Source organism: Alteromonas sp. 38 (assembly GCF_902506055.1).
Lineage (GTDB): Bacteria > Pseudomonadota > Gammaproteobacteria > Enterobacterales > Alteromonadaceae > Alteromonas > Alteromonas lipotrueae.
Window position 1 is genome coordinate 4,608,109 of the sequence record NZ_LR733300.1, and the last position, 24,194, is coordinate 4,632,302.

Consider the following 24,194-nt stretch of genomic DNA (forward strand, 5'->3'; position numbering starts at 1 on the left):
AGTTGTGCTTTTTTACTAAATACACAGTATACAAAGGGGTATGGTATTATCAGCATCGTCGATGCTGTGTTGCTTATCTCGTATCATATTAGCGCCCCCTTTTTCGTAAAGGCTGAAACCGCGCCGTCTCTTTTTTTGCTACAAGGAATCGCATTTTTCAATGCCACTGTGCTTTATATCTTCTTTAAAAACGCTGCTAACGGGTATTAAAGCCTGGCGCTACCAAGGGTATGCTCTTCGGTTTTTATCGCTGTGCCTATTGGTAATTTTTATCGCCTCAGCTCAAGCGGTTACCTATAAAATCAATGGGGTAAAGCAAGACAAGCTTAAAGATAATATTCGCTTGCACTTGAATAATTTAGATGTAGAAACTGAACTACTGAACGATCCATTCTGGCAGGACGAGGTTATCGCTACAGTAGCCACCGCTGTGCAGCCCTTTGGCTATTACAATAGCAATGCAACGGTAGAAGTCACCAAGAACGATGAGGTCGTTGTAACCGTTTCACTTAGCGACCCTCTTCTTGTATCAAAGGTCACTCGAGAAATTATTGGTGTAGGCCGAGAAGATAGCGACTTTAGAAGCCGTTTTAATGCGTTTTCACTTAAAGAAGGAGATGTACTTAATCAGCCCGTTTACGAGTCGTTTAAGTCATCGATGTTCAATTATGCCTTATCTCATGGTTACTTCGATTTTTATTGGCAGGCCACGCGGTTAGATTTAGTCAGAGAAGAAAAAGAAGCTAACATTCTCCTCATTGCCCAAAGCGGCTCTCGTTATAACTTTGGTAAATTAAAATTCATTGGGGAAGACAAAGCGAAAGCGATTATCAAACGACTAACTCCGTTTGAAGAAGGCGAGCCTTATTCCTCAGCAAAATTGTCTGACTTCAACCGTTCATTAAATCAATCAGGGTATTTCAACCGTGTTATTGCACGGCCTGTAGTGAGTGACGCTGAGGGACTGAATGTCCCTATTGAAGTTTCGTTAGCACATCGTCCTCGTGATGCTTTTGATGTCTCTATCGGTGCTGCTACCGACACAGGTCCACGTGTTACATTAGGCTGGGAGCGCCCTTGGTTAAATGATCGCGGTCATTCTATTTCCTCCGATATTTTTATCTCTCAACCCGAGCAATCGGTTACGGCTGACTATCGCATTCCTATGCAGAATATCACCAAAGATTACGTTAGCTTTGAAGCGGGTTATCAGTTCATTGAATATAGTAACACTTCGTTTGAAAGTGAAACCTTATCGCTTGCTGCCCACCGTTACTTTCAAGAAAATCATTCGCCATGGCAACACGATGGATCTATCACCTATTTACGAGAAACCTATGATCAAGGTGACACTGACAACAACACAACGTCACTCATACTGCCAGGCTACTCTATTACCTACGTTACCAAAGATAACGACCTTAATATTAACAACGGCAATTATTTTCAGTTTTTAACCCAAGTAGGGCGAGATAATCTTGGCTCTGACATCAATATTGTGAAATCTGTAATGGAAGGCATGGTCATTCGTACATTTTTTGATGTGCATCGGGTGTCTATTCGGGGCGAGCTCGGCGCAATAAAAACCAATGATTTTTCGCAAATACCTACATCACTGCGGTTTTATGCTGGTGGCGACCAAAGTGTTCGAGGCTTCGATTATCGAGAAATATCTCCTACCGATGAGGTTATCGACCCTGAAACCGGTGACATCGTAACCGATGCTATTGGCGGAAAATACTTGGCCACGGCTAGCGTGGAATATGCCTATCGCATTGCACAAAATTGGCGTATTGCGGCCTTTACTGATGCGGGCACAGCAACCAATGATTTAGATACTACATTAACTTACAGCGTGGGGACGGGGTTTCACTGGCTGTCTCCCATAGGTCCAGTTCGGGTATACGTAGCCCGAGGCTTTGCGCCAGATGAAAAGACATGGCAACTGCACCTGATGTTGGGGCCTGAGTTATGAGAAAGCGAACGATTTCAACCATTCTATTAACGCCTGTAATTATCGTAGTGTTTGTTTATGGTTTATTAATTAGTCCATTAGGTGGGCCGACCATTCGCGTTATTGCCAATAACCTAGTGAATGGGCTAAGTATTAAGAGCATTGAGGGCGGCCTTGCTGACAACATCACCATTTCACATGTAAAGTGGGAAAATGCACAGTGGCGGGTGCACGCTGACTATGTGTACCTTGATGTCACGTGGCGCTGTATTTTTGAACCTAGAGTCTGCGTGAACGAAGTGAATGCCAACGATATTATTGTTGAGCAATTAAGCACTTCACCGAAAGCAGAATCAACCGAAGAAACAGGAAGTTTTACGCTGCCTTTACCTATTGAGGTAAGCCTAGCCAAGGTTGAGCGCTTTACGCTAAAAATGCCGGGGGAGACGGTTGAATTAGGAAAATTAAGCTTAGATGATTTCTTGGGTAACGATACGCTGGCGATTTCATCGTTATCGCTTGAAAATTTAGCCGTTACCCTTCATCAAGATGAAGTTTCCTCTCAAGCGACAGCCAGTTCAAGTAACGCTAACAATAGTGATGCTGCCTCTGAGACTTATGCTAGTAACTCTAACAATGCACCTGAAAGTCGTACTGACAATAGTGCCACTAACAAATCACTGCCAAAGTCCTATTCGCTATCGTACACCGCTCCAGAACTGCCGACGGTTTCATCGCCTATTCCAATAAAAATCGGTGAGTTTTCATTGACCAATGGCACATTAAACCAAGGCGATTCAGCCCAAACCTTATCGGTATTCGCTTTTGAGGATTTTGAATTCGCGAATGCCAGTGTGTCCCTCGCCAATTTGAATGTGGAACACCCTCAAGGAACACTTAGTGGTGACATAGCCATTACCCTAGATGGTGCCTATCCGTTGTCAGTTTCACTGAACGGTAGCGGCCTTATAAGCGACAACCAGCAGCAAGTAGACTTTCAAGCATCAGGGTCGTTAGCAGCACTTGAAGCTGACCTTAAAACTGAAGGGGCGATGAATGCAAAAGTGAATTTGTCAGCCGATGTACTTAGCGACAACCTGCCCATTTCATTTAGCGCAACGTGGAAAAAACAACCCTTACCAACCATGAAATCCGGCACCTTACACGATGGCGCGCTAACCCTTAATGGCACCATGGGCGACTACCTCTTAGATGGCGGCGCTGCAGCTACCTTGCCTGATATCGGCAAGGTGCCTGTGGCGCTAAATGTGGTGCTAAAAGAACATAATATTTTTGTGAACGAGGCCAAAATTGAAGCATTGGAAGGCAGTATTAGTAATACCGGCACCTTGTATTTAGATGAGGCTATCTCTTGGGAAGGAAACACCACTTTTACCAATGTCTCTGGCGTTCAGTTTTCCAAGTACGCGCCAGCGCAATTAGAGGGCGGTTTTACCAGTGTGATGCAGTACACAGAAAAAGGCCCCCACGTCAGTATTCGGGAATTAGATCTTAAAGGCATTTTGCAAAACAAGCCCTTTTCAGTAGCGGGCGCTTTCGTTTATTCCGGCCCCAGCGACTTGCTTGTTGCCTCACTTACCGTAGAGCAAGCCGACAATAAAATTGATGTTATAGGTCAACTGCTAAACAAACGCTATATCAACGCCGATATTGGCCTTAATGTAGCGGCCATTGCCGACCTTTACCCTGAAATAGCTGGAGCGATTTCTGGCAACATAAAAGCCACCGGTCCGTGGACTAACCCTATTGCGACCGGCGCACTTAATTTTTCAAATATTACGGTGTCGCCAGCGCTTTCAAACGCAGTAGCCCAACAAGGCGAAATCAACGGCAAGCTTGTCATCGACGGCTCATACACAGACCATAAGGCCGACCTTGATGTAACCATACCGGAACATAGTGTTGCCCTAAGCGTTGCAGGAAAATGGCAAGACAACACATGGGCAGGACAGGTAGAACAGAGCAAACTAGAGCTCGCAAACATGCAATGGGCGTTATCTTCTCCTTTTGCGCTAAATATAGGCAGCGCCCCCTTTAGCGCAAGCGTGGGCGAACACTGCTGGCACTCTAGGGAAGATGGTGAGCTTTGTATCACCAGCTTGAACTACCAAGAGAATAAAGCGAAGTGGAATGTATGGGCCAAGGCATTACCTGTGGGGTTATGGGCACACGAGCTTGCGCCAGATATGATAGCGGCAGCCGCACCGGCAACCTTATCGATGAAAACCCAAGGGCAATATTCTCAAGCCGATCCTATCGATGCGACTTTTACGGCGTCTTTATCACCTGCCACCTGGCAGTTAGGAAAAGAAAGGCCACTAGCAATAACGGTTAACTCTGTGGAAACAACAGGAACGTTCAGGCAAGGAGAGCTTAAGTCCCAGTCGCTTATTAACAGTGAAGATTTAGGTAATGCCACCCTTAATGTAAATACGTCTCCCTTTGAAACGCGCAAACCCATTAGCGGTAACCTAGAACTGGTTAACATTGATGTAGCGCCACTGAAGCCTTTATCTCCAGCTATTCGCACCCTCACAGGTGTGATGAATGGCACTATCACATTGGCTGGGTTTATCGACTCACCAGACCTCACGGGTGAATTACAAATAGAAAACGGCGCCATTGATATTCAGGACACGCCAGTGTCATTAGAAAACTGGACTCAATCAATTACGTTAAACGGACAACAAGCCAACTTCGACGGCACGTTTTTGCTGGGCGGTGGAAAAGGGGCGCTAAACGGCGATCTCAATTGGTCTGATGTACCAAGCGCGAATATTAATTTGAAAGGTGACAAATTTGAGGTGCGCCAGCCCAATATGCGTTTACGGGTATCGCCAGATTTGAAAGTAGCGGCTACCGCTGACAAGGTTGATGTAACAGGCAGTGTAAATATACCGTGGGCGCGAATAGAAGTTGAGTCGCTACCTGAAAGCGCGGTGTCACCGTCTAAAGATGTTCACCTTCGCGGCGAGCCCCCCAAAGAAGAGCCCCTTGATATTGTGCATGCGTCTGTGATGGTCAATATTGATAAAGCTAAAACCGGTGAAGTGAAGCTGGAAGCATTTGGTTTAACGGCAAGCTTACACGGTGGTGTAAAAGTGAATAACCAACCCGCCTTGGTGGGATTTGGTGATTTACAAATACTCAACGGCCGTTATAACGCCTATGGTCAGCAACTTGTTATTCAAACGGGTGAAGTACAGTTTAATGGTCCTATCGATCAGCCTATGCTGCTGATTGAAGCCATTCGCGACCCAGATAAAACTGACGATGATGTGATTGCCGGCATTAGGATAGACGGGGCAGCCGATTCTCCTAGTATTAATTTGTTCTCTGAACCTGCCATGGATCAGCAAAACGTACTCTCGTACCTGCTTACAGGGTCGGGGCCAGACGCTGAAAGCGAAGATCCTAACTACGCTGCATTGCTAGTGGGTTTTGGGCTTTCAAATACCAAAACCTTAACTGGCCAAGTTGGCAAAGCATTAGGTATTGATGATTTCAGCTTAAGCACTAACGAGAACAAACTATCTGTAACTGGCCAGATTAACGACAGGTTAACGGCTGAATACAACGTGGATGTGGGGTTAAGCAACAATGACTCAAGCAGCACCCTCCGCCGTCGGCAAGAACCACCCGATTTAGCATTGCGATACCGCTTGCTGCCTCGTTTGTTTTTAGAAGCGGTACAAACCACCATTGAAGATCAGTCTGAATTCGCTTTAGATTTATATTATGAATTCTTCTTAGGTGAAGAGAAAGACGATGATGTTGTTAGCAAGGATGAAAGCAGCGATACCAGTAACGGTGAAGCTGCTACCCCAAAAGCCGCGAACAGCAAAAATTAGATAACTAATATTGACGAGGTCGGCAGGCTCCGTATTACTCGTCAATAGAATTCGCCACTCTTCAACTGAATAAGAATATGGCTATCGTTTTTAATGGTCTTTGTTGGTTGACATCCATTCGATAGGCTTTCACGAATAGCTAGCCACCGTCACTCATATCCTCTAATGCCTTTAGCTTTTTTTCAAATTGCTTCTGTCTTCGATGGGCCCAAACATACCACACCGCCATGATGCCAGCGGTGATTGCCGTTACCAGCAGTACTACCCCATACTCCCTTTCTTCAGCTGCCTTAGCCAAAGTAAAAATGGTATTAAACGCAATAACAATAAATACGGCTACCCAGGCAGAGTGTTTATTAATAAAGGCAATACGTGCATTGTTTTTAAACTGCTTTTTCAATTGTTGTACATGATTGCTAGTTTGCGCATTACTGCCAAACGCAGCCACTCTTCTAAGCCAAAGCTGATAGCCAAGCAAAGGGATAACGAGAGACATAAGACCAAAATACAAGACGCGAGCTGCAACCGGAAGCTCTTCCCAGTAATGTATAAAAATCCAAATGCCTGGCACCAATGACAAACAATCCATTAAAAAATAAAGTCGCTGCTTTCTTATTTGGCTTTTAAACGTTTTTTTCACCTCTTCCACATCTACATTCGACACGGGTTGGGCTTGCCATAGTGCGCTAAGGTCATTGTCACGGCTATTATCAGCGCTTTTGTTGTTATCATTCATCAGAGTTTCCTTCCAATACACTTGCTTTAGCACGCTTTAAAATAACCCCTACATGCGATTTAGTGAGGCCGCATATATCTGCAATCTCATCGTAAGATAAGCCTTCTAAAGAAAGGGTAAGTACTTGGCGTGGCTGTACCGCGAGAGCGCGTACTTTAACGAGTAATCGCGATAGCGATTGTTGCTGGCTGGTGGCGGTTTCAGGGGAAATTTGCGACGCTTGCTCAATAACAACGTCATCATTGTACTCGTCGGTGTCGATGCGCTTCACCTGATTGGCCACGTGAGTAACGGCGCGGTTATGGGCTATTTTTAGAATATAGGTTTTTACACTGCTATCGCCTTTGAAACGAGTAAGCCCCTGCCACACAGCTATGGCTATTTCTTGTAGCAACTCTTGCTGTAGCGCATGGTTAGCCTCGTAACTGTTTGCGACACGGCTTAATAAACTGCCGTACTGCGCAAACACATCTTCAAATCCTTGCCCCAATCTCTCGTCCTCAGTATTTCTTATTATTAACTGCGCTGCATTGCCAACTATTACGGTAAAAGCCACTCATTTACTTTTCTAACATGCATGTTTTGACAGAAATCATTCGTGCTTATTTTGTGTAGTCTGGGGCTAGCGAAAAAAATTACATCTATCTGTAATTTTTTTTGAAAGCCAAAGACTAGTAATGATGAAGAGGGTGGTGAAAGCACCTTCATCGGTTACAACACTTTTACCTTGGAGCACACTATGTCTACGCTAAGCATTTTTTTACTTATTGGTTTTATTGCCACTATCGCCCTTGGCGCAAGTTACTTAGATGCCAAGTTTCAATGGCGCCTCAACGACTGGATGAACGGCACCTGTAGCAATCCTTTCATTGCTAGTAAAGCGACACAGCAACAACAGCTTATTGAGAAAAAAGATAAGCAAATTGAGGCCTTGATTGAACGGGTAGAAACACTCGAAGCTATAGTGACCGAGCCCGCATTCGAGCTTAATCAAAAAATAAATGCACTTAAGTAAGGCTTAACTACTTAGGGGTGGTCGACGCATAAACATGGGTACTTTACCCATCGCTATGGCGTTGCCCACCAGCACCACTACTACGCCAAGTACAGACAGCCAGCTCCACCTATAACCTTCAAAAAAAGTGGAGATAACAAGTGCCACAATGGGATAAACCAGTACCACATAAGCCGCTTTGTCTGCGCCAATTTGCTTTAGTAGCTTCATGTACGAGCCAAACGCCAACACCGAACCGAAAATAGCCAAATAAAGCAACGAAATATAGAACTCAGGGGCAGTAGGAATGACCAAGGTGTCGTTTGTGAACCACGCGGTAACATAGAGCATCATCATGGCATAGCTCATGGCGTAAAAATTCATTTGAATAACCGGTGTGCCCGAGGTGAGGATCCGCTCTGAAATAACGTTACCAATTGATGCACTGAAAAAAGAAACAAATGCAATGGAAAGGCCCGCCACTAACGCAGCGTCCATCGATACTTTTGAAAACTCAGGCACGAACAAGCAAATAATACCCGCAAGCCCAAACGTAGCGCCCACCACCACTTCTAAACGAATAGGCTGCTTTAACCACCACCGCCGAAGTACCACATTAAAGTAAATAATGCTGGAACTCATAAGAGCGAGTAACGCGCTGATAATATGCGCCTGCGCCATATATAGCAGGGTATAGTTGAGGCAATATAGAAAGAAGCCTACTCCAGCCATTTTAATGTGTATGTGCAGCGGTAGCTTAAACGGCAAGCCGCGCACTATACAAAACAGCCCTAAACACACTGCAGCTAACGTATAGCGCCATGCAACGGCCAAGGTTTCAGCGGTATGCCCTATCTGATACGTGATGGCAATCCATGTAGATCCCCAAATGAGTGTACAAACAGCAAAGAGCACGCCATTGCTCATGGTTGAGCATCTATAAACTGAATTAGATGGTTTATAGCCATGTTAAACAGCCGCTGACGAGACTCATTCGCCATCCACGCCGTATGAGGGGTAACAATAAGATTGGGAATAGTACCCGTTAACAATGGATGATCGGCTGGGGGAGGTTCTTGAGATATAACATCAACCGCCGCGCCGCCTATTTTTCCGCATTTAAGCGCATCCACCAGCGCGGCTTCGTCAATTAGCCCGCCTCTGGCGGTATTAATAAGAAAACTGGTAGGTTTCATCAACGACAATCGACTTTCGTTAAAAAGGTGGTAGTTATCATCCGTTAGTGGGCAATGCAGGCTAACCACATCGGCGATAGGTAATAATGATTCTAATGAAGGTCGAGTGTCTCGCTTGTTATCGATGCGCCCCTCTGAAGAAACGCCGCCTGGCCGCGCTGCAATACTCACCTTCATACCCATTGCGATAAATAGCGCTTCAACTCGCTTTCCCAACTCTCCATGACCTACTATAACCGCGTGCTTTCCAGCAAGCTCCACAATGGGATGCTCGGTTAAGCAAAAGTGCGGCGATGTTGCCCATTTACCTTGGTTTACATCGTTATGATACTGAGGAAACGCAGTGGCTAAATTGAGGAGCAACATTAAAGTATGCTGGGCAACACTGTCGGTGCCATAACCTTCCACATTCTGCACGGGAATATTGTGCGCTTGGCAGTAACTAGTATCTACGTTGTTAGTACCTGTGGCCAATACACCCACATACTTTAGCACCTTGGCGTGTTGCAGCGCCTCGCTATCTAATACTACCTTGTTGGTAAGTACGATATCGGCATTCGCTATTCTGGCAACGACCTCTTCCGGAAGGGTGTTGTCATAGCAAGTTAGCTCAACATTTACGTTGTTGAGCAATGACGTATCTAATGTGTCTGAATTCAGTAAATCTGCACTAAACGTTTCAGCATCAAGAAAAACCCCTGTTAGCTTTTTATGAGTATGTTTTTTCGTGCTTTTAGTGCCTGCTTGGGCGGCTTGACTATTGGCCACCGGCATTTCCTTGATTGACTACCTCGCCGATAGACTCGCAAATAGACTCAAGGGCGGTTTTTATATTAACGGGTATAGGCACTGCTTTGTCAGAGAGTCTGTCGACAAATACATGTACAAACTGACCGTGCGCCACGCGGCGTTTGGCGTCACCGGCATATACCGATAAACCGTAAGTAACCGAACTTCGTCCTAACTTTATTACCCTTAACCCAACGTAAATTGTTTCGGGGTAGGCGGCGGGAGCAATGTATTGGCATTGACTGCTAACGACATAAGCAACAGCGCTACTTTCTTGAATATTAAGGCCACCTTCATCAATTAAAAAGCGATTTACAGCAGTATCAAAAAAGCTGTAATACATCACGTTATTAATGTGACCGTAGGCGTCGTTGTCTTGCCAGCGAGTGGCAATTTCAAGGTGATAAGGGTAATCGTTGAGCGATGGAGTAATGTCTGTCATGCGTGGCGTTATCCCAAAAGTTAAAAATGTGGAAACTAAAGCAATACCAAATCGTCGCGATGTACAACCACGTCGGTCGTTTCATAACCTAACACATCCGCGATGTGCTGCGACTTCTTCCCTTTTATCAGTATTAAATCTCGAGCGTTATAAAGGGCCAAGCCTTTGGCAATAACTTGGACTTCAAAGCAAATTTCTACTGCTTCCCCTTGGTTAAAGTTACCTTCTATGTTCGTTATACCTGAAGGTAACAATGATGCTCCGCGGTCAACCAAAGCGGCTTTCGCACCTTCATCTACATGAATACGGCCACACGTTTTAAGCGTATGCGTTAACCATAAACGTCGTGCTTTTTTAGGTGAATTGCTGGCATGAAATAAGGTGCCAGGAATAGAACCGTTTAGCATCGCATCGAAAGACGCCCCTTTTCTACCATTCACGATAATAGTTTGTATACCACTACTGGTGCATTTATCTGCCGCTTCAATTTTTGTTTGCATACCACCTGTACCCACTGAAGTACCCGCACCACCAGCGAGTTTATAAATCGATTCATCGATGTTGTGCACTTCACTGATTAATGTAGCGTTTGGATCTTTACGGGGATCAGCCGTGTACAACCCATCAATATCGGAACAAATAATCAGTGTATCGGCTTGAGCGACGAGCGCGGTATATGCACCAAGGTTATCGTTATCACCCACTTTTAGCTCGTTCACGGCGACGGTATCGTTCTCATTAACAATGGGAAGCGCATTATGATTTAGTAGTTCTCTTAGGGTGTTTTTAATATTCACATAGCGAGTGCGGTCTCGAAGATCGTCGGCTGTAAGTAAAACCTGCGCACAAGGAAAGTCGAAAAAGCGTTGCCAGTTTGCCATCATTTGGGTTTGACCAATGGCGGCCATCGCCTGCTTTTCGGCAATAGATGCATTGTGGCGAATTTTCACTTTGCTTCGCCCTGCTGCCACGCTGCCCGAGGAAACCAAAATAATTTCTTTGCCAGATTCACGGCTTATCGTGATGAAGCGTGCTAATGCCAATAAAAATCGGGCGCTACACTCATCGCCATTTGGCGCAATAAGGGCGCTACCTACTTTAATTACGGCACGCTGCCAATTGAGACGGTTCATAAGAAGATGATGCAAGAAAACAGGGGTTAAGAATACGACACTTCGCTTTTTAAACAAACGTTATGTTACAGTTTTTTGCGTTAAAATAGGGCGAGTTTACGGCCAAAAACTGGGATAAAAGTAAAAGGGCTTATATAATAGTTCGCTTATTTTATTATAAAAATAACCGGGAATCTCCATGAATAAGCACCAACGACATCTTTTCTGGCTTGCGCCAGTGTTGTCTATGCTGATTTATCTTCCATTCGCCAACGCAGCAATAAATCAAACAAAAGGCGATTTTGAAGATAAGTTCCGTCAGCTAGATGAATCACTTCCTACCCCCAATGTATATCGAAATGCAGCGGGTGAGCCGGGTCATCAATACTGGCAACAACAAGTAGACTACAAAATTGACGTTAAACTGATTGAAGATACACGCCGTATTGAAGCCAGTGAAACCATTACTTATCACAACAATGCACCCGATACGTTGAAGTATTTATGGGTCCAATTGGATCAGAATAAATTCCGCGACGATTCTATGTCAGCTCTTACCACTACGTTTGGTGGCATAGGCAACCGAGGCCCTGCAACGAAAACAGCCAGTGGCAGTAAGCCTGCTCAACTGAGCATGGCAGCACTTCGCCGCCAGCAGTTTGTTGACGATAACGAGTTGGGTTACACCATTTCACGAGTGCAAGACAGCGCAGGTAACGATTTACACCACGTTATCGTTGGTACGCTAATGCGTGTAGATTTAGCGCAACCTCTTCAACCTAAAAACAACGTCACTTTCGATATCGATTTTGCGTTCAATATTGTTGAAGAAGATGCCGTTTCTGCTCGTGCGGGTTACGAACACTTCCCAGATGACGAACGTGAAGGCGGTAACGATATTTTCTTACTAGCCCAATGGTTCCCTCGTCTAGCGGCTTATACCGATTACGAAGCATGGACAAACAAAGAGTTTATTGGCCGTGGTGAGTTCACCTTAGAATTCGGTAACTACGAAGTTGATATTACGGTTCCAGCCGATCATATCGTTTCTTCTACCGGTGTATTGCAAAACGCTGACGACGTGTTAACTAGCACGCAACGTAAACGTTTGAAAGAAGCGGAAGATGCTGAGCGAATTGTATTCGTGGTTACGGCTGAAGAAGCGCTAGAGAACGAAAAAGCGGGTACCAACAAGCAAAAAACATGGCGTTTTAAAGCCGACAACGTACGTGATTTCGCATGGGCTTCATCACGTAAATTTATGTGGGATGCCCGTGGTTACCAGCAAGGTGGGGATACGCAACCACTAGTGATGGCGATGTCTTTCTACCCGAAAGAAGGTGGTGAACTTTGGGAAAAGTACTCTACTGAATCTATTATCCACACTATGGATGTATACAGCCGCTTTAGTTTTGATTATCCGTATCCTGTAGCCCAGTCTGTAAATGGACCTGTAGGCGGCATGGAATACCCAATGATTACCTTCAACGGCCCACGCACCGAGCTTCGCGATGATGGCTCTCGTACTTATTCTTTGGCTGAAAAGCGCTTTTTAATTGGTGTAGTTATTCATGAAGTCGGTCATATCTACTTCCCAATGACAGTAAACTCTGATGAGCGTCAGTGGACATGGATGGACGAAGGTTTAAACAGTTTCCTAGACGGGGTTGCTGGACGTGAATGGGATCCAACCATTCCATGGGGCGTTGAGCCTCGCGACATTGTCAGCTACATGAAATCTGAAACACAAGTGCCTATCATGACCCAGTCTGATTCGGTACTTAAACTAGGTCCTAACGCTTACACCAAGCCAGCCGTCGCACTAAACATTCTTCGTGAAACCATTCTTGGCCGTGATTTGTTCGATTTCGCCTTTAAAGAATATGCACAGCGTTGGATGTTTAAACGCCCTACACCTTCTGATTTTTTCCGTACTATGGAAGAAGCTTCTGGTGTTGATTTAGATTGGTTCTGGCGCGGTTGGTTTTATACTACCGATCACGTTGATATCAGCCTAGATAGCGTTTACAAGCTTCGTTTGAACACTGAAGATCCTGATATTGATTTCGCCCGTGAGCGTGAAGCCGAACTTGATAAACCAAAGTCACTTACCGATATTCGCAATAAAGAAGAAGGGAAAGAGCTTTGGGTAGACCGTTTCGAAGATATCAAAGATTTCTATGACGAAAACGATCGTTACACAGTAACTAACAAAGAGCGCAACAAGTACCGTAGTTTCTTGAAGAAACTTGAGCCTTGGGAACGTAAAGCGTTTGAACGTGCGGTACGTGAGGACAAAAACTACTACGTGCTCGACTTTAGCAACAAGGGCGGCTTGGTTATGCCGATTATTCTTGAGCTAGCATTCGAGGATGGCACTACACAAGAGATGCGTATTCCTGCTGAAATTTGGCGTCGTACACCGAAAGCGGTAAGCAAGCTGATTGTCACTGAAAAAGGCAAAGAGCTAGTAAGCGTAACGGTTGACCCACATTGGGAAACCGCAGACGTAGATGTTGAAAACAACCATTATCCGCGTCAAATCATTCCTTCACGTATTGAAGCGTACAAGTCTAAGCCTCGTAACACTTACGAGTATCGCGATCTTATGAACGACGTAAAAACCGAGCTAAAGACCGACGATGATGACGAAGACGAAGATGACAACTAAGGTTATGCCTTTTCAGTTATCTGCTAAAAACCACAAGCAGAGCCTAACGGCGCTGCTTGTGGCTGTTTTTTTATGTACCGGTTTATTCAGTACTTGGGCTAACGCGCACCAAGTTAAAGCCGCTATCACAACAGTGTTGTTCAACCCTAGAACGCAAAACATTGAAGTAATGCACCGCTTTAACCTGCACGATGCCGAGCATGCTGTAAAAGTGCTGTTTGATAAGCACGCCGATATTATGGAAGAAGAGAAAACCCAACAAGCCTTCGCTGATTACGTGAGCAACCATTTTGCGTTGTTAAACGGTGAGGAAAAGTCATTAGACTTAGGTTTGGTCGGTTTTGAGTTGGATGGTAATCACTTTTGGGTGTACCAAGAAACCGCTCAACCGCCAGAGTTAGATGGTTTGATGATTCGTCACGATGCCTTACGTGATTTGTGGCCAACGCAAGTTAATACGTTAAACGTAGAAGGGAATGGGCCTTTAAAAACCCTGACCTTCACCGACAACGTCACCTTGCTTGAAGTGGAATTTGCTAGCGACCATCATTAATGCACTAAGCGCATTATGTACGTGTTACTTAATCTTTATTCAACTTCCTATTACTGATTTAAAGCACTGCCACTTCGCAGTGCTTTTTTATATCCCCCTGAAGTCTTATTCCCATTTGCGTTAATCTCGCCTAAGTTAACCTAATACCCAGTTTTTAGAACAATCGGTTTATATTAATAAATGAATGTCGATTTTTATAAAAAAGGGACAAGTAAGGGCATGCTTTTAACTCACACCATGGGGACTTTCCATGAGCGATAATACAACCACCAATGCGTTTTCCAATAACAAGAATATTATGTGGGTGCTACTTAGCGGCGCCATGGCACTTACCTTCATTGTGATGATGTTTTTACCTAACAGCGGCACGGGTGAGGGCATGATAGCGGTATATTCAGCCATGCTATGGTGTGGAATATTTGGCGCGGCATTATTTCGCTATATGACAAGAAATGGCTGGGTAGGGTTCGCAATAGGCAGCGTAGTTGGCCTTATACTACAAATGGTAGCTCAGATAGTCTAAACGCCTATATTGAGCACCGGTAATTTGAGAGCTGATTGTGTGATCATCGGTAGTTTTATCCCCAGTAGCGTAGCTAGAGCTTCGTAACACCTCAATGCAGCACTATTTAACTAAGCAATATACAAAAAATTAAGAAGTAATCGACCAACGACACTTTAGCGTATAAGTACTAAGATAATTTGGTACTCGTAGGCTGGATGCCGTAGGTTGGACCTCACAGATTGGGTCTCACAGGGTGGTCTTCATTAAATGGGGCTGCCCGCGTTTCATAAAAGATTAAAGGCTTCCAAGGTTACTTCATGGCAAAAAATACCGATGAACGAAAAGCGCGAGCAGTACCGTCTTCTCGAATTGGGAGAGTAGGGCGCCTAGGTGCTTTGGCAGGCAAAATTGCGGGTAATGTTGTTACTAATGGTGCCAGCCAATGGATTAAGGGCGAACGCCCTGCACTTAGCGCATTGTTACTGACACCAAAAAATATTACCAACATTGCCGATCAGCTCGCCACCATGCGTGGTGCCGCCATGAAGCTAGGTCAGCTTATCTCTATGGATACGGGCGACTTTTTACCGCCAGAACTCGCTACTATATTAGCTAGGCTAAGGGAAGATGCCGATCCTATGCCAAAAGCCCAATTAGATACCACGCTAAAGGCTCAATGGGGAGAAAGTTGGCATGATGACTTGCTATATTTTTCCTATGCGCCCGTTGCCGCCGCTTCCATCGGTCAGGTACACAAAGTGATTACTATGGACGGGAAAATGCTGGCCGCAAAGGTACAGTATCCTGGTGTACGTAAAAGTATCAGTAGCGATGTTGATAACGTAGCAACACTGATTAAACTCACAGGTTTGGTGCCGAGTTCGTTAGATATTGGCCCGCTGTTAGAAGAAGCAAAAATTCAACTTCATCAAGAAGCCGACTATCACCGCGAAGCCAGCATGCTATCGCGCTATAAAGACGCGGTAACGCAGCATAACGATGCTGAATTCGCTACCCAATTTGTAATACCCAGTGTTCATCCACAATTAACAACAGACTCTGTGCTGACAATGGACTTTATTGAAGCTAGCCCCCTTGATGCTGCAATGAACGCTCCCCAAGAAACTCGCAACAAGTTAATGACGTCACTATTCCAATTATTTTTTAACGAGATATTTGGCTTTAAGCTACTTCAAAGCGACCCGAACTTAGCCAACTATCGATACAAAGAAGATACTCAGCAATGGGTATTACTAGACTTCGGGGCAACGCGTGAAGTACCAGACGATATTGCGATGGGCTACCAAGCTCTGCTTCAAAGTGCTGCCAGCGGTAATAAACAAGACATGCAACACGCTGCCCTACAAATTGGCTTAATAAACCAAGAACACACTGTTGCACAGCAAGATCGTGTTGTGGCATTGGGAATGGAAGCGTGTGAAGCAATTAGAGAAGACGGCCCCTACGATTTCGGCAATAGCGACCTGTTGCCAAGACTGCACGACAAAGGCGTGGCGTTAACCATGCAGCATGATTTTTGGCACACACCGCCAGTTGATGCATTGTTTATTCATCGCAAGTTAGGGGGGCTGTACATGTTGGCTAAGCGATTAGGCACACAAGTTAATATGCGCGCCGCCGCAGAGCCTTGGCTAAAGCCCTGAGATTACAGCCCTGACCTAACGCCTTGGCGGCCGTCCAAATATCACCTTAGCACCGTAAGTAACTAATAAGGCAACTGCATGCTAAATGGTAACGCCATTTGTTCTGCACTTTTGGGTGGGTTACCAATCATTTCGTCATAGGGGGAGTCGTGTTTCATAACGGCTTGCTGGACAGTGCAGTGAGAAAATACTTCTCGTATTTGGCCTGTACTGAAAAAACGCATGGGTCGGTCTTGCTTGTCGTACACCATGCCGCTTTTGTCCCCCACGGTTAGGTAGACCAAATAAACGTTCATCTCATACGACTGAACTTCAAGATAATCGATGTTTAAAGACTTACCTTCAATATGGGTAAATAGAAACTTGTGCATAACCGCCCCTCAGCGCACGTAAATCAACCGATGACTTTTTTGATAATTTTTACGCTGCTTCTTACGGTGCTGGGGATAAACAGGTTCATTACGATGGTATTGATGCTTGAGTATCGGTATCCTCTGAAGACACGCTTTCAGCCATATTGCTGAGTGTCACACTAGAGCGCACAGCCCTAACGAGCATGATCATACTGACCAAACACGCGCCACCAAATATGGCCGAAGGAATAACAAGCCCACTTCCTAGCCACATCAGTGGAAATATCAGTAGTCGAGGCCCTTCTAGCGCTAACGCCAATTTTGAACCGGCCAAAACAAACCCATTTTGGATACTCATCGCCACTATTGTCGCCACCAATATTAACTGGTGAGCACCACTTAATGCTTCAATAAAAAGCAATAAGTATACGGTGATAGACAACACGATAACGTGCTGCACCACACTGTAAAAAGTAACAGGGGCAGCCAATGCAGGATTAAATTTTTTGAACGAGGACAGCGGCGCCTTTTCGAAGGGAAAGCGTTCGGCCACGTCTTTGGGGCGCCACCCCGTGCGACCAAACCACACACGCAGTTTATCTTGCCAACGTGTGGTGTAAAAGCTGTCTTTGGCTAATTGACTATAAAGCTGTGCATTCGCCCACAAAGGGTTAAAACTTTTCAATGCACCGCGAATGCCGAATACCGGTTTGTCACTTTCTAATTCTGGAATAAAGGTATTGAATAAACGATCCCATATGATGAACACACCACCATAATTCTTATCGATATAAACACGGTTTTGGGCGTGATGTACACGATGGTTCGAGGGGGTAACAAACCATTTTTCCATCCAGCCTAGTTTATCAATATGCTGAGTATGTACCCAGAATTGATATATCAAGTTAAGTGCACCAACGGTAATTATCATCTCGGGCGGAAAGCCTACCAACGCCAATGGCAGATAGAAAATCCAACTGAAAATAGCGCCACTCGTTTGCCGCAATGCAGTAGTTAGGTTGTAATCTTCGCTAGAATGGTGCACCACATGCGCAGCCCATAAAATACTCATTTCATGGCCCATGCGATGATTCCAATAATAAAAGAAATCGTACAATATGAACGCAGCTACCCAGACCCAATGCGAATAACTCAGCTCGGTAAATGCAAAAGTATTAAACACCAACACATAAAAAGTGAGCGGTATAAGTTGATGCCCAAGGGCCATTATTCTCGATAACACGCCCATGCTTAGACTGGTAATCGCATCGTTTGCACGATAGTGACCTGTTTTTTTTCGCTTATCGACAAGTATTTCAATGGCGATAAGAAGAATGAATACAGGAATAGCAAAAAGAATGACAGTCATAATATCTACGCATTTTAAACCCATTTGAATTGTTAATAATATGTAGCAAATAATCAAGTTATTTTATATTTCACTGCAAAATTAAGGAATTTATAGAATGATGACACCAAAGTTTCTCCTTGTAACATTTCTTAAAACTAGCTGCTATCGCTAAGAAATTGCTACAAATTACGATCGAATTGCGAACCAATTACGTTAAAAAGTGTTCTAAATAAGGAAATTACCTTCATCAGAGAACAATTCTCTTGCGTGATATCCAAATATTGGGTGTTATCTCTGATAGTATTAATATTAGATCAGTTATTGCAGCGGAGATATTATGAGCGAATCGTCAGAAAAGCGTACGTTAGGTCCCCATTTTCTTATTATCGGGGTAATAATTGTAGTCATCTTGGCTCTCGTGTTTTGGCCTTCGAAAGAAGAAGAGCCCGTCGCCCCCGAGCCTGAAGTTATTCAGCCAGATGCGGAAGCGCCTGTTGAAGAAGTGCCCGACGTTTTTGAAACTAAGCCTGCTCCGCCACCTTTAGAGCTTGAAGAGCCAGACGAAGTCCCTCCAATGCCGGAACCTGTAGAGCCAGATCCTGAGCCGTTAGATGTGAGCGACCCAGCCATAAAATCATCACTGCTGGATATTTCTACCGCCACTGACGACAGCGTAAACCGCATGATTGTGAATGAAGGTTTATTACAACGATTTGTGGTCTCGGTTACCAACTTAGCGAATGATGAAATGGCGCCCAATCACCAGTTGCTTACGCCTCCTGAACAAACATTTCGTGTTTATTCGCAGGCTGGAAAGCAATGGATTGATGCCGCAAGCTATAAGCGCTATACACCTTATGTAAACATGCTTGAGTCTTTTGAAAGTGAAGCGTTATTGGGCATGTACGATATTTATAAAGGCGACATTCAAGACAAATACGCAGAAATTGGCGATTCGAATAAAAACTTCAATGAAGTGGTATTAGATGCTATCGATCAGTTGCTCGATACACCTGAAGTGCCGGTACCTGTTGAAGTGTATACCGATTCAGTTACCTATAAGTACACCGATCCTCGTTTAGAGAATCTAAACGAGCCGCAGAAGCAGTTGCTTCGTACAGGCCCAGACAATATGCGCCGTATTAAAGCAAAGCTGCGTGAAATTAAAGTGTTACTTGAAGAAAATGGATCTAACTAGATTTCAACAGCAATTAAAGGGCACGTCTGACAAGGCGCGCCCCCTTCCGCCGGTGGAAAAGTGGAACCCGCCTTTTTGCGGTGATATCAATTTAACCATCGCGCTAGATGGCCGTTGGTTTTACGAAGGTAGCCCCATAGGTCGAGCAAGCCTAGTTAAGTTGTTCGCTTCTGTGCTTAAAAAAGAAAACGACAATTATTTTCTGGTTACCCCTGTTGAAAAAGTGGGCATTACCGTAGAAGACGTTCCTTTTTTGATTACCGAGTGGCGTTTTGATAACGATTGCTTAGAGCTCACCACGCAAACTGGCGATATCGTTACACTGAGCTCGGCAGAACAACTCAGCTTACGCAAGCCCCCCCCCGACTTACAAGATACCGAAGCAACGCCCATTCCCTATGTTTTAGTTAGACGCAATTTGTGGGCGCGCTTGCACCAAAACGTTTATTACCAACTGCTTGAGCACGCTACCGAGCAGCATGAAGGTGATGAAACGCAATTTGTGGTTACCTCGAATTCTATCCCCTTCATTATTGGCGCCGTGCCCACTAAATAGTGGTGCAAGGCTTTAGCATTAAGCTTCGATGAAAGCCTTTGGTTAAAAGTCTCTGTTTAAAAGCTTGGGCAGAAGCTGAAGATGGCGAAGGCGAAGGCGATTGCGAGCAGTTTTAAATATCACAGCAAGTAAAATAACACCGATAACGTAGCGCAAAGTTTTGCGTTAGCTTTGCTGGTGTTCTACATTGGTTCTTCGTCTATTCACACATCATAAGAAGAACCATCATGAAAAAGACACTGACTTCCTTAGCTATTTCCTTAGGACTGGCAACACTTGGCACAATTGCTCTTTCAGCGCCTGCCTTTTCCGCCACCTTAGTGCACGCGGGTAAAGCCTTCACCGGTACGTCGGACAAGCTTAAAAGCGAAGTGACCATTATTATCGAGGGCAACAAAATTGCGTCGGTAGAGTCTGGCTATAAAACACCCTCAGAATCAGACACGGTTATCGATTTAAAGCATGCCACAGTAATGCCTGGCTTGATGGATATGCATGTTCATCTATCTTCCCAGCATGGTGGCCCTCAAACCTATTTAGAACGCTTTTCATTGAATGAGGCTGACTATGCACTTAAGGCCGCTAACTATGCTGAAATTACGCTAGATGCTGGATTTACCACAGTACGTAATTTAGGTGACGGCTATCATGAAACTGTCTCTCTTCGAAATGCGATCAGTAGAGGTTATGCCACCGGCCCGCGTATATTCACGGTTGGAAAATCAATAGCCACCACTGGCGGACATGCCGACCCAAGCAACGGATTATCTCACTTACTGCGCCCCGACGTTGGCCCTAAACAAGGCGTGGTTAACGGCGAAGTAGAAGCCCGTGAAGCCGTTCGCTCCCGTTATCAAGACGGTGCAGATTTAATTAAAATCACTGCCACTGGCGGCGTATTGAGCGTAGCGAAAAGCGGTCAAAACCCACAATTTATGACCGATGAATTAGACGCTATTGTACAGACCGCAAAAGATTACGGCATGACGGTAGCGGTTCACGCGCACGGTAAAGAAGGCATGAAACGCGCTATTGTCGCTGGCGTTGACTCTATTGAACACGGCACCTATATGGACGACGAAGTGCGCGAACTAATGAAACAAAAAGGGACTTACTATGTGCCAACGATTTTGGCGGGTAAATTTGTTGCCGATAAAGCGAAAATAGACGGTTACTTTCCTGAACTAGTGCGCCCAAAAGCCGCGGCAATTGGCCCGCTAATTCAAAATACCTTTGAAAAGGCTCACAAAGCAGGCGTAAAAATTGCTTTTGGAACAGACAGCGGAGTTTCTGCACATGGCGATAACGCGCAAGAATTCTCCCTAATGGTTGAAGCAGGCATGTCTGAAGCAGACGCGCTATTGAGCGCCACCGCTAATAGCGCGGCATTGCTGGGCGTTAGTGATACATTAGGTACATTAGAGGCTGGAAAATTTGCCGACTTGGTGGCCGTGGTAGGTAACCCGCTAGAAGACATATCGCTTTTAGAAAGTGTGTCTTTTGTAATGAAGGACGGCAAAATTTACAAACAATAAAGGAAGGCTTTGGGTATCAGGGCCGCATTAACGTCAAGGCAGTAAAAATAAAAGATGGCACTGGGTAAAAAGGTAAAGAAAAAGACAAAGCAACTGGTAGACTCCAAACACATGCTTACCAGTATTACGTTTGCGTCTTTTTTAGAGTCGACTATTGTGCCGGTGCCTCTTGAAGCGGTTATGGTGCCCTTGATGCAAGCCCGTCGCGATAAGCTTTGGCTGATAGCGCTAATGGCAACCTTGGGCTGTGTAGTGGGTGCAATATTTGGCTACGCGCTAGGGTATTATTTATTCGACCTACTCGGCCAGTGGGTAATTGATACTTTTTCCAGCCAACAACAATTCAACAGTGTTAAACAACAAATGCAGAACCAAGGTTTTTGGTTTGTGATGACATTAGGTATTGCCCCCATCCCCTTTCAAGTGGCCATGTTAGCAGCAGGTGCTACCAAATTCTCACTCGGCCTTTTTCTGTTAGCCACGGTGATCGCGCGGGCCATCCGCTATTTTGGCTTAGCCGCCGTAGTGTATTTCGCGGGAAACAAGGCCGAGCAGCTTATTAAGAAATATAAAATTGCCGCCATCGCCGTGCTCACTGCATTGGTTATTGGCGTATGGTTTACGGTTAATGTGTTGAAAGGTTAGTGGTTTTTCTAGCACTATTTAATGCGCACTTAACGCACTAATCTGCTTTGTAAATTACTTCGATAAAATTTTTCAATTTTACATTTGATAATAATTCTCATTTGCACTAATGTAGTTTTTAGGAGGTGCAAATTATGAATTTACAACGGTTATGCCCAGTCTACAGGAAGTGGTTACAGCTAAACCCTTCACACGCCCGCGAGCACAGAATCGCTATGCAGGTACAAACGCAGCAAGCTCACCAAGCGGGCAAATATAACGAGGCGAGGAGCCTTGGCTATCAAACCTTCGAAGCCGCTAAAGTTGTTCTTACCGCCTTACAGCCGGTTTCCGATACGATTGATAAATCTATTCACGAAGATGTATTGGCCTTTGGCACAATGGCCATGTATTTATCTTCGTTGTTACACAAAGAAGATAAAAAACACGAAGCGCACCAAATTCTACAAGAGTGTCACCAGCAACTTATCGCCATACTGCCTTTGCATGCCAGCAAGCCCTCGGTATGTAAGCTTATTTGCGCCATACAAGTTGCGCTTGAGCAGGGTAGCGGTTGTATGCCAGTTGAGCATCAGCAGGCGCTATCGTTGCACTAGTGATACAACCAATCAACCGTAAAACATACCCCATGAAGGCGAGGGACATCAGCATGACAGTAGAAAACTTTCACGACAAAAATGATTTTATCTCACTCAACGTTAAAGCATCAGTGCTTCGAAAAATGTTAAGCGGGCAAAACTTGCACGTGTCAGACATACATTGCAACTGCTCTCGTAGCAAACAACAATTGCAGCAACTTCTGTTACAAGCCGTAAGTGGTAACAACAAATAGGTAATAGCAAGTAAAACGCACTACCGAGGCACTGCGCAGGTTTTTTTTTACGCTTCTATTATTCACGCCTTTATAACTAGTGGTTCGATTCTTGATAATCGTAATAAACGAAATTCAATTATACGAACGAGGAGCGCACCGTGCGCGATACATCAAACTGGCTTTCCGCCGTTGCTAGCGCAGGTTATAGCGCGAAAACCATCATGTACTCCATGCTTGGTCTCTTTATTCTTTCCTCGGTAATTACTGCTGCAGACCGTGAAAAAGCGACACAAGAACACGTGTTTGTCACACTCAAATCACAGCCGTTTGGTCAAGTGTTACTAGCTATTTTAATAGCGGGATTAGTGAGCTACGCCCTGTGGCGATGGCTTCAAAGTATTTTAAACACCGAATCACTAGATATGACAAAAACCAAAGACATTATTATGCGCGTGTTTTTGTTTGTATCGGGACTATTCTATTTTGGTGCCGCGTTCTTAGGTGCAAAGGTACTTATTGGCAGCAACTCAGGCAATAGTTCGACTGGTAGCGGTGGCTCAAAAGGGGAGCAGGTAAGCCATCAACTTCTGCAGTATCAATGGGGAACCTATTTGGTTGCCGCTATTGGTGCAGGTGTGCTTATATTTGCTTTTATGCAGTTTAAACACGCTTACAAAGCAGACTTCCTCAAAAAATTTGAACAAGCAAAGCTAACGGGTCACAAACGGAAAACGACCAAAGTGTTTGGTAGTATAGGCTATTTTGCCAGAGGTGTGGTGTATTTTCTGGTGGGCAGTTTCTTTGTCATATCTGCGGTAAAAAACGACCCATCTGAAGCGGGAGGGCTGCAACAAGCACTACAAACCCTTACCCAGCAAACGTTCGGGCTCTACATGCTAGCTGCCATGGGAGTCGGGTTTATTATGTTTGGTATTTATTGCGGGTTTGAAGCCAGATATCGTCGAACCTGAGTTGACTAAAAGCGCTAAGCGCGCCTTACCCCCCTTTTTTGATCACATACTGATACGGCATTACATCGGTTTGTGATGCCACAAGGGTATGTTCCATAAATCGACAAAAACTGGGTATATCCCGTGCCGTTGAAGGGTCATCTGCCGTTACCGACAAAGTCTGACCGTCTTCCAGCTTACGTATTTGCAAACGCACCATCATCACGGGCTCTGGGCAACGAAGCCCCAACGCATCTAAATGCGTTGTGGCTTCATCAAAGGCTTGTTGAAATTCAGTCGCCAT

General features: G+C 44.9%; 23 protein-coding genes. 14 read left to right on the top strand and 9 right to left on the bottom strand.

Annotated elements, in window-relative coordinates:
• The first annotated feature begins 160 nt into the window (after positions 1–160).
• Together FLAVO9R_RS19895 and FLAVO9R_RS19900 are read left to right on the top strand one after the other, a co-directional pair.
• The gene (locus tag FLAVO9R_RS19895; RefSeq protein ID WP_159534168.1) at positions 161–1,975 is read left to right on the top strand and encodes an autotransporter assembly complex protein TamA; all 1,815 of its coding nucleotides are present in this window, start codon (positions 161–163) and stop codon (positions 1,973–1,975) included.
• The gene (locus FLAVO9R_RS19900) at positions 1,972–5,826 is read left to right on the top strand and encodes a translocation/assembly module TamB domain-containing protein (protein ID WP_159534170.1); all 3,855 of its coding nucleotides are present in this window, start codon (positions 1,972–1,974) and stop codon (positions 5,824–5,826) included. Before FLAVO9R_RS19895 ends, FLAVO9R_RS19900 begins: the two co-directional genes overlap by 4 nt.
• A 139-nt stretch (positions 5,827–5,965) precedes the next feature.
• Here the strand turns inward: FLAVO9R_RS19900 and FLAVO9R_RS19905 are convergent, their stop codons facing one another.
• Positions 5,966–6,562: a hypothetical protein gene (locus FLAVO9R_RS19905; RefSeq protein WP_159534172.1), complete on the bottom strand. Its 597-nt coding sequence runs from the start codon at positions 6,560–6,562 to the stop codon at positions 5,966–5,968.
• A complete protein-coding gene (locus FLAVO9R_RS19910) occupies positions 6,555–7,052 on the bottom strand; it encodes an RNA polymerase sigma factor (RefSeq protein WP_129740708.1) in 498 nt (165 codons plus the stop codon). The genes FLAVO9R_RS19905 and FLAVO9R_RS19910 overlap by 8 nt, the downstream gene beginning before the upstream one ends.
• A gap of 249 nt (positions 7,053–7,301) precedes the next feature.
• Between FLAVO9R_RS19910 and FLAVO9R_RS19915 the strand changes: the two genes are divergently transcribed.
• Positions 7,302–7,577, top strand: coding sequence for a hypothetical protein (locus FLAVO9R_RS19915; protein ID WP_159534174.1), 276 nt, complete (start codon positions 7,302–7,304; stop codon positions 7,575–7,577).
• A gap of 3 nt (positions 7,578–7,580) precedes the next feature.
• Here FLAVO9R_RS19915 and FLAVO9R_RS19920 read toward each other — a convergent pair whose 3' ends face one another.
• From FLAVO9R_RS19920 to proB, 4 genes are read right to left on the bottom strand one after another with little or no spacing between them, the layout of a single operon-like run.
• Positions 7,581–8,483, bottom strand: coding sequence for a DMT family transporter (locus FLAVO9R_RS19920; protein WP_159534176.1), 903 nt, complete (start codon positions 8,481–8,483; stop codon positions 7,581–7,583).
• Entirely contained in the window at positions 8,480–9,520 is a 1,041-nt protein-coding gene (locus FLAVO9R_RS19925; RefSeq protein ID WP_159534178.1) for a D-2-hydroxyacid dehydrogenase, read from the bottom strand. The genes FLAVO9R_RS19920 and FLAVO9R_RS19925 overlap by 4 nt, the downstream gene beginning before the upstream one ends.
• The gene (locus FLAVO9R_RS19930) at positions 9,510–9,983 is read right to left on the bottom strand and encodes an acyl-CoA thioesterase (protein WP_159534180.1); all 474 of its coding nucleotides are present in this window, start codon (positions 9,981–9,983) and stop codon (positions 9,510–9,512) included. The genes FLAVO9R_RS19925 and FLAVO9R_RS19930 overlap by 11 nt, the downstream gene beginning before the upstream one ends.
• 35 nt (positions 9,984–10,018) lie before the next feature.
• The gene (gene proB, locus FLAVO9R_RS19935; protein ID WP_159534182.1) at positions 10,019–11,116 is read right to left on the bottom strand and encodes a glutamate 5-kinase; all 1,098 of its coding nucleotides are present in this window, start codon (positions 11,114–11,116) and stop codon (positions 10,019–10,021) included.
• A 226-nt stretch (positions 11,117–11,342) separates the two neighbouring features.
• Between proB and FLAVO9R_RS19940 the strand changes: the two genes are divergently transcribed.
• The 4 genes from FLAVO9R_RS19940 (at position 11,343) to FLAVO9R_RS19955 (ending at position 16,488) form a co-directional block, all read left to right on the top strand.
• A complete protein-coding gene (locus tag FLAVO9R_RS19940) occupies positions 11,343–13,766 on the top strand; it encodes a M1 family metallopeptidase (protein ID WP_159534762.1) in 2,424 nt (807 codons plus the stop codon).
• A complete protein-coding gene (locus FLAVO9R_RS19945) occupies positions 13,756–14,319 on the top strand; it encodes a DUF6702 family protein (RefSeq protein WP_201299289.1) in 564 nt (187 codons plus the stop codon). The genes FLAVO9R_RS19940 and FLAVO9R_RS19945 overlap by 11 nt, the downstream gene beginning before the upstream one ends.
• Positions 14,320–14,569: 250 nt before the next feature.
• On the top strand, positions 14,570–14,842 hold the full coding sequence (locus tag FLAVO9R_RS19950; protein WP_013786762.1) for a hypothetical protein: 273 nt from the start codon (positions 14,570–14,572) through the stop codon (positions 14,840–14,842).
• A 299-nt stretch (positions 14,843–15,141) separates the two neighbouring features.
• Positions 15,142–16,488 carry an ABC1 kinase family protein gene (locus FLAVO9R_RS19955; protein WP_159534184.1) on the top strand — a complete coding sequence of 449 codons (1,347 nt, stop codon included), beginning with the start codon at positions 15,142–15,144 and terminating at the stop codon, positions 16,486–16,488.
• Between the two features lie 62 nt (positions 16,489–16,550).
• Here FLAVO9R_RS19955 and FLAVO9R_RS19960 read toward each other — a convergent pair whose 3' ends face one another.
• The gene (locus FLAVO9R_RS19960; RefSeq protein WP_159534186.1) at positions 16,551–16,859 is read right to left on the bottom strand and encodes a DUF6482 family protein; all 309 of its coding nucleotides are present in this window, start codon (positions 16,857–16,859) and stop codon (positions 16,551–16,553) included.
• Between the two features lie 88 nt (positions 16,860–16,947).
• Complete coding sequence (locus FLAVO9R_RS19965; protein ID WP_159534188.1) at positions 16,948–18,210, bottom strand: sterol desaturase family protein; 1,263 nt, start codon at positions 18,208–18,210, stop codon at positions 16,948–16,950.
• Positions 18,211–18,529: 319 nt separating this feature from the next.
• Between FLAVO9R_RS19965 and FLAVO9R_RS19970 the strand changes: the two genes are divergently transcribed.
• From FLAVO9R_RS19970 to FLAVO9R_RS20000, 7 genes are all read left to right on the top strand, one after another.
• The gene (locus FLAVO9R_RS19970) at positions 18,530–19,390 is read left to right on the top strand and encodes a DUF3014 domain-containing protein (RefSeq protein WP_013786766.1); all 861 of its coding nucleotides are present in this window, start codon (positions 18,530–18,532) and stop codon (positions 19,388–19,390) included.
• The gene (locus tag FLAVO9R_RS19975; RefSeq protein WP_159534190.1) at positions 19,377–19,946 is read left to right on the top strand and encodes a DUF1285 domain-containing protein; all 570 of its coding nucleotides are present in this window, start codon (positions 19,377–19,379) and stop codon (positions 19,944–19,946) included. Before FLAVO9R_RS19970 ends, FLAVO9R_RS19975 begins: the two co-directional genes overlap by 14 nt.
• Positions 19,947–20,173: 227 nt before the next feature.
• Positions 20,174–21,481 (top strand): metal-dependent hydrolase family protein, encoded by a 1,308-nt coding sequence (locus FLAVO9R_RS19980; RefSeq protein WP_159534192.1) that lies wholly within the window; start codon positions 20,174–20,176, stop codon positions 21,479–21,481.
• Between the two features lie 54 nt (positions 21,482–21,535).
• On the top strand, positions 21,536–22,126 hold the full coding sequence (locus FLAVO9R_RS19985) for a YqaA family protein (RefSeq protein WP_159534194.1): 591 nt from the start codon (positions 21,536–21,538) through the stop codon (positions 22,124–22,126).
• Between the two features lie 134 nt (positions 22,127–22,260).
• Positions 22,261–22,722: a hypothetical protein gene (locus FLAVO9R_RS19990; protein WP_159534196.1), complete on the top strand. Its 462-nt coding sequence runs from the start codon at positions 22,261–22,263 to the stop codon at positions 22,720–22,722.
• A 53-nt stretch (positions 22,723–22,775) separates the two neighbouring features.
• Complete coding sequence (locus FLAVO9R_RS19995) at positions 22,776–22,958, top strand: hypothetical protein (protein WP_159534198.1); 183 nt, start codon at positions 22,776–22,778, stop codon at positions 22,956–22,958.
• A 140-nt stretch (positions 22,959–23,098) separates the two neighbouring features.
• Complete coding sequence (locus FLAVO9R_RS20000; RefSeq protein WP_159534200.1) at positions 23,099–23,911, top strand: DUF1206 domain-containing protein; 813 nt, start codon at positions 23,099–23,101, stop codon at positions 23,909–23,911.
• Between the two features lie 25 nt (positions 23,912–23,936).
• Here the strand turns inward: FLAVO9R_RS20000 and tusA are convergent, their stop codons facing one another.
• Positions 23,937–24,194, bottom strand: coding sequence for a sulfurtransferase TusA (gene tusA / locus FLAVO9R_RS20005; RefSeq protein ID WP_159534202.1), 258 nt, complete (start codon positions 24,192–24,194; stop codon positions 23,937–23,939).